Raw genomic sequence first — 1,892 nt, 5'->3', positions numbered from 1 at the left:
ACGCGGTTGTCGCGGTCCACCACCGAGGCGTTGCCGAAGGTGAAGAGCACCAGCCCGAGCCGGGGCAGCTGCATGTTGGCCTCGTAGCAGGCCTGTTTCAGGTCTTGGTACATGTTGGGAGTTGTCAGTGGCGAGTGGTTGGTTGTCAGGCGCTGGTTCCTTGCATGAGCGAACGGCCGACCACCAACTCCAGCTAAGCCATATTGGGCGTCTGCGCTTCCACGAACTCGCCGAAGGCCAGGTACTGCTGGTAGCGCGCTTCGTAGGCGGCCACGCGGGCGGGGTCGGGCGCGTAGGTGTCGGCAAAGCCGTTGCCCATGGCCCGCTGGGCCGTCGGCACGTCGGGGTGCAGGCCGGCGGCCACGGCCGCGTACATGGCCGCGCCCAGGGCCGGGGCCTGGTCCGACTCGGCCACGCGGATGGGCCGGTTGAGCACGTCGGCCAGGGTCTGCATCAGAAAGGCCGACTTCTTGGCCACCCCGCCCAGGCCGATGACCTGCTTGATGGGCACGCCCTGCGCCTCGAAACGCTCCACGATGCGGCGCGAGCCGTAGCAGATCGACTCCACCAAGGCCCGAAAAATGTGCGGCGCGTCGGTGCCCATCGACAGGTTCATCAGGGCGCCTTTCAGGGCCTGGTTGGCGTCGGGCGTGCGGCGGCCGTTCACCCAGTCCAGGGCCAGCACCTGCGACGCGGCGGGGTCGACGGCCGCGGCGGCCTGGTTGAGCGCCACCATCATCCGGCCGGCCAGCTCCTCGCGCAGCTGGTCCTGCTGCTCGGCGGGCAGCACGCTGCTGTCGGGCAGCAACGCCCGCAGCGGCCACTCGATGAGCTGCCGGAACCAGGCCAGCAGGTCGCCCACGGCCGACTGGCCGGCTTCCAGGCCCAGCAGGCCGGGCACCACCGAGCCGTCCACCTGCCCGCAGATGCCGGGCACGAGCTTCTCCCCTACCTCCTGCACGGGCGCCACCACGATGTCGCAAGTGCTGGTGCCCATCACCTTCACCATCGAATAGGCCTCGATTTCGCCCGCCACGGCGCCGGCGTGGGCGTCGAAGGTGCCCACGGCCACCACCGTGTCGGTCGTCAGGCCCAGGCGCTGGGCCCACTCCTCGCTGAGCGTGCCGGCCACCTGGTCGGCGGTGTAGGTGTCGGTGTAGAGCCGCTCGCGCAGGCCGGCCAGCTTGGGCTCCAGCTGCACCAGGAATTCCTCGCTCGGCAGCCCGCCCCAGCTCTCGTGCCACATGGCTTTGTGGCCGGCCGCGCAGCGGCTGCGCTTGCAGGTGGCCAGCGCGCCGCCGGTGAGCTGCAGCGTGAGCCAGTCGCAGTGCTCCATCCAGGAGTGCGCGGCCCGGGCCACGGCTTCGTCTTCGCGGGTGACGTGCATGATCTTGGCCCAGAACCACTCCGAGGAGTAGATGCCGCCCTCGAAGCGGGTGTAGTCCTCGCCGCCCCAGGTGGTGGCTTTCCGGTTGATTTCGGCCGCTTCGGCCAGGGCCGTGTGGTCTTTCCAGAGCACGAACATGGCGTTCGGGTTTTCCTCGAAGCCGGGCAGCAGCGCCAGGCTCTGCCCCCGCGCGTCCACCGGGCCGGGCGTCGAGCCGGTGGTGTCCACGGCCAGGCCCACGATTTGCTCGGCGGGCACCTGGGCGGCCACCTGGCGCACGGTGGCTTCCAGGCCCTCGAGGTGGTCGAGCGGGTGCTGGCGGAACTGGTTGTGGGCGGCGTTGCAGTAGCGCTGGTCCTTCCAGCGGGCGTAGGGGTGCACGGCCTGCGCCACTTCGGCGCCGCTGCGGGCATCCACGAGCACGGCCCGCACCGAGTCGGTGCCGTAGTCGATGCCGATGACGTATGTCTTGGACATAGGGTGAAAGGGTGAGGGGGTGAAATGG

Annotated in this window: 1 protein-coding gene and 1 pseudogene; both read right to left on the bottom strand. The window is 69.8% G+C overall.

The genetic code is table 11. The annotated features are described in order from the left end of the window. Positions 1 to 113, bottom strand: a pseudogene (araD, locus tag DLM85_RS26140) (L-ribulose-5-phosphate 4-epimerase); the annotation flags it as partial. 80 nt (positions 114 to 193) lie between these two features. After that, on the bottom strand, positions 194 to 1,864 hold the full coding sequence (locus tag DLM85_RS24730) for a ribulokinase (protein ID WP_111480866.1): 1,671 nt from the start codon (positions 1,862 to 1,864) through the stop codon (positions 194 to 196). Between the last annotated feature and the right edge of the window lie 28 nt (positions 1,865 to 1,892).

Origin of the sequence: Hymenobacter edaphi (assembly GCF_003258365.1) — a bacterium.
In the GTDB taxonomy this organism is placed as follows: Bacteria; Bacteroidota; Bacteroidia; order Cytophagales; family Hymenobacteraceae; genus Solirubrum; species Solirubrum edaphi.
Note: the sequence above shows the minus strand (reverse complement) of the source record. Positions and strands in the feature narration are given on the sequence as shown.